Source organism: Pseudooctadecabacter sp. (genome assembly GCF_020627745.1).
GTDB lineage: Bacteria > Pseudomonadota > Alphaproteobacteria > Rhodobacterales > Rhodobacteraceae > Octadecabacter.
This window is the reverse complement of the sequence record NZ_JAHDGE010000053.1, coordinates 2,516-4,607: the sequence shown is the minus strand read 5'-3', so window position 1 is coordinate 4,607 and position 2,092 is coordinate 2,516. Positions and strand designations below refer to the sequence as shown.

2 protein-coding genes are annotated in these 2,092 nt (G+C 67.1%); both read right to left on the bottom strand.

What is annotated here, in order from left to right; genetic code table 11:
* A partial coding sequence (locus tag QZ653_RS14140; RefSeq protein WP_296421009.1) for an XdhC family protein occupies positions 1 to 899 on the bottom strand: 899 nt, incomplete at its 3' end.
* On the bottom strand, positions 896 to 2,092 hold a 1,197-nt coding region (locus tag QZ653_RS14135; RefSeq protein WP_296421007.1), incomplete at its 5' end, for a LysM peptidoglycan-binding domain-containing protein. The genes QZ653_RS14140 and QZ653_RS14135, both read right to left, overlap by 4 nt.

The window sequence follows — 2,092 nt, the reverse complement described above, 5'->3', positions numbered from 1 at the left end:
CCAATGTCCAGCCCCACGGGCGCATGGATGCGCGCGATATTATCCTCCCCGAACCCCGCCGCCTGCAAACGTGCCACACGTTTCGCATGGGTCCGCGTGGACCCCAGACAGCCCAGATAAAACACCGGCGACTGCAGCGCAGCCTCAATCGCGGGGTCATCCAGTTTGGGATCATGGGTCAAGGTCACGACCGCCGTGCGCGCGTCCAGCCCCATAGCCTGCAGCGCCTCATCGGGCCAATCGTCAGAAATCACCGTGTCGGGGAACCTCTCGGGCGATCCAAAGGCGGGCCTCGGGTCCACCAGCGTCACGTCATAGCCGCAGGCGCGTGCCATAGGCAGCAGGTGTTGCGCGATATGCACCCCGCCGACGACGACCATCCGCAAGGGCGGGTTGTGAATGGCCACGAACGTGCGCCCATCAGGTTCAACGCCCGACCGGTCCAGACGGAACCTGTCGGGATAGGTGGCAGGCCCCTCCAACCGACGCGCCTTACCGACCAGATCAGCCACATAGGCCACGGGGTCGCCTGCCGCGCGCCGGTTGGCCAAGTCCTCCAGCACCGCCACGGGCATGGCCCCGCCCACCGGCTCGACCATCACACGGATTTGCCCGCCGCAGGCCAGCCCCACGGCAAAGGCTTCATCATCGCTGACGCCGTAGTCCAGCAGCCGCGCGCGCCCGTCTTCCATGGCCTCCAGCGCCTCGACAATCACAGCACCCTCAACGCAGCCGCCCGAGACGGAGCCTTCCATCCGCCCCTCCCCGTCAATCACCAGCTGCGATCCCACAGGACGCGGCGCAGACCCCCAGGTTTCAACGACCGTGGCCACAGCCACCGGACGACCGGCGCGGTGCCACTCCAGCGCCCGCCCGGGCAGACCGCGCCTGTCGCTCAATTGCTGTCCTGAGGCAAAACAAAGACCTGTCCGGGATAGATCAGATCAGGGTTGCGGATGCGGTCGCGGTTGGCCTCGAACACGGTGACATAAAGAACCCCCGCGCCATAACGTTCCTCGGCAATGGCCCAAAGCGTGGCCCCCGGCTGCACCGTGCGCGTGGCGACGGTAAAATCGGGGTTGTCCACCTCGTCGGCCAGAACCTGAGCCACCGTGTCAGGGTCTTCGCGCAGAAAAGGCGTCTCGATCCGGCTGACGACATCGCCCTCGGCGTCGACCTCATCAATCCGCAAGGTATAGACGCCCTTGTCCACATCCGGCAGATCACCCCGCCATGTGCCGTCATCCTCGATCGTCAGGCGGCTGACGGGGGCGTTGTTCACATAAACCTGCACGAACCCCTCCCCCAAGGCGCGCCCGCCCAGCACCACATCCCCGTCAGGGGCATAGGTGATCGTGTCCAGGGCCACATTCGACATGACCTCCGGCGACCGGTCGGATATCGCAGGCTGCACCACATCCACCCCGTCGTCTGTCAGCGCCAGAATAGCAGGGGACGCAGGCGCCTGCGGGGGCGCCCCGACGTCCGCCTGCGGCTGGGGCGCATCCCCAGCATCGGGCGCTTGCGCCTCGGTTGCAGTGGGCACACTGGCGGCGTGCGAAGGCTCGGGCGCACTCGGGGGCGCGGCACCGGCATCCGCCGCAACCACGCGGCCTGTGTCCGCTGTGTCCTCCGACGGGGCAGCCCCGCCGCCGTCCGCCTCGGCCACATCCGGCGCGTCGCCCGCATCCTGCACCAAATCCACAGGGTCCGCGACAGCCTCAGCCACAACCACAGGGGCGGGGTTTGCGGCCAGAACAAAGGTGCGATCCGCAGGCAGAGCGGCCCCGCCGGGATCACCGATCACCGACACCACCCGCGCGACATCCGAAAAGCCCAGCAAACCCAGATAGAAAAACACACCGTCAGACCCGGTCTGCAGCTGCTCCACCTCCCGCCCGTCCACTTGGACAGACACGACAGACCCCGGCGTGTCGCGGCCAAACAGGGCAAAGCTTCCATCAGGCTCGAACCGCAGATCGGTCAGAACAGGGCCGGTCTTTGGCGGCTCATCCCCCTCTGCGCTCGCTTCCCCTTCAACGGGGTGCGGCGCGGCAGACGCCTCCTGAATGTCCGTGTCATCCGGCGCGTC